Genomic DNA, 1,378 nt, shown 5'->3' with positions numbered 1-1,378 from the left:
TATATGAGCGCCTCCCGTTTGCACAAGCATCGGTGTTCAGATTCGACAGAATGGGTTGCAGATGTATATCCGGGCTTGTTGCAGCTATGCGTATCGCTGCGGCCCCCTATGAAATCCGCTGACTCACACCTCACTGGTTACTCGAGCTTTACGCTCAGTCGGTCATTCAGGTTTCGTGAGTCATGGTCCAACCTGTCTCGTCATCACACTCGATCGCTGCGCAACCTTTCAACGTTCGTCTTCCACAAACTTCATTCGCCGACGGGATTCCGACTATGTCGGTTTGACACTCACATATCCTTTTTGATAAGGACGGTCGTGAGCCAGGACTGCCCAGATTGTTCGCGCCATCTTGTTCGCTAGCGCAACAATCACTACGTTCCAGGACCGACGCTTCTTTAATTGCTGGACCCATGGTCCGGGGTCCCTGGCGTTTGTCATGACACTACGCGCGCCGTGGATCAGCAGCGTTCGCAAATAGGAATCTCCGCGCTTGCTGATTCCATGCAGATTTATCTTTCCACCCGAACCGGTCTGTTTCGGCACCAGTCCTAGCCATGCAGCAAACTCCCGACCCGATTTGAAGGCCTTGGCGTCGCCCATCATGGCAACGGTGGCCGTCGCCGTTAGTAATCCCACACCGGGGATTTCGCTTATGGCTTTCACGGCGCGGTCCTCCTTTTTCCACTCGCGCATACGGCGCTCGATTTCTCGAATTGCCGCATCCAGTTGCAGGATACGATTCCACTGCTCGCGCAAGGTGTCGATGAGCACAGCGGGAAGTCGCTCGGCGACCCTCGCAAGCACGTCAGGGATCACACCTGCCATCCCGCCGCGCCTTCGCCCCATGACTTCGCCAAACTCGGCCAGCATGCCACGCAGCCCATTTATTTGCATCGTACGGAATTCGACGAGTTGCTGCCGAGCCCGGTGCAGTGCCAACATCGACTGTTGCATTTCAGTTTTGATAGCGACGGGCTTGCTCGGCTGTTGTACTGCAAACCAGATCGCCAGTGCGTCGGCCGCGTCATTCTTATTGCGAATATTGAATGCTTTGACAAACTCGGCAGGTAACAACTTCACCTGATGTCCCATCTTCGACAGCTCTCTCGCCCAGTGGTGCGCTCCTCCGCAAGCCTCCATTCCGATCAGGCATGGCGCCCGATTTGCAAAGTGCTCGAGCAACTGTGCGCGTTTGATGGGCTTGTTCACGATCTCGCCCGTCTCTTGGTCAACGTAGTGCAGCTGCATGACATTCTTGGCAATGTCGATCCCAACGGGCGTGAGCGTCATTTCCGTTTCCCCAGGTTGGCTTTGGAAGCCTCCATGATCTGCCGATTCGACGATGGGTGGGAGGCGCTCATTCCATTGGCTACGA

At 55.6% G+C, this 1,378-nt stretch carries 1 protein-coding gene; it reads right to left on the bottom strand.

Going from position 1 to position 1,378, the window contains the following annotated elements; translation table 11 throughout:
- Window positions 1-273: 273 nt before the first annotated feature.
- Window positions 274-1,293 carry an IS110 family RNA-guided transposase gene (locus ACOJB8_RS41045; protein ID WP_475017964.1) on the bottom strand — a complete coding sequence of 340 codons (1,020 nt, stop codon included), beginning with the start codon at window positions 1,291-1,293 and terminating at the stop codon, window positions 274-276.
- Window positions 1,294-1,378 lie beyond the last annotated feature (85 nt).

The organism is Paraburkholderia sp. BR10141, assembly GCF_056155635.1.
Note: the sequence above shows the minus strand (reverse complement) of the source record. Positions and strands in the feature narration are given on the sequence as shown.

What these genes read in the sequence shown, in the direction of transcription:
- ACOJB8_RS41045 (WP_475017964.1), bottom strand. Translation starts at nt 1,293, where the DNA reads ATGACGCTCACGCCCGTTGGGATCGACATTGCCAAGAATGTCATGCAG.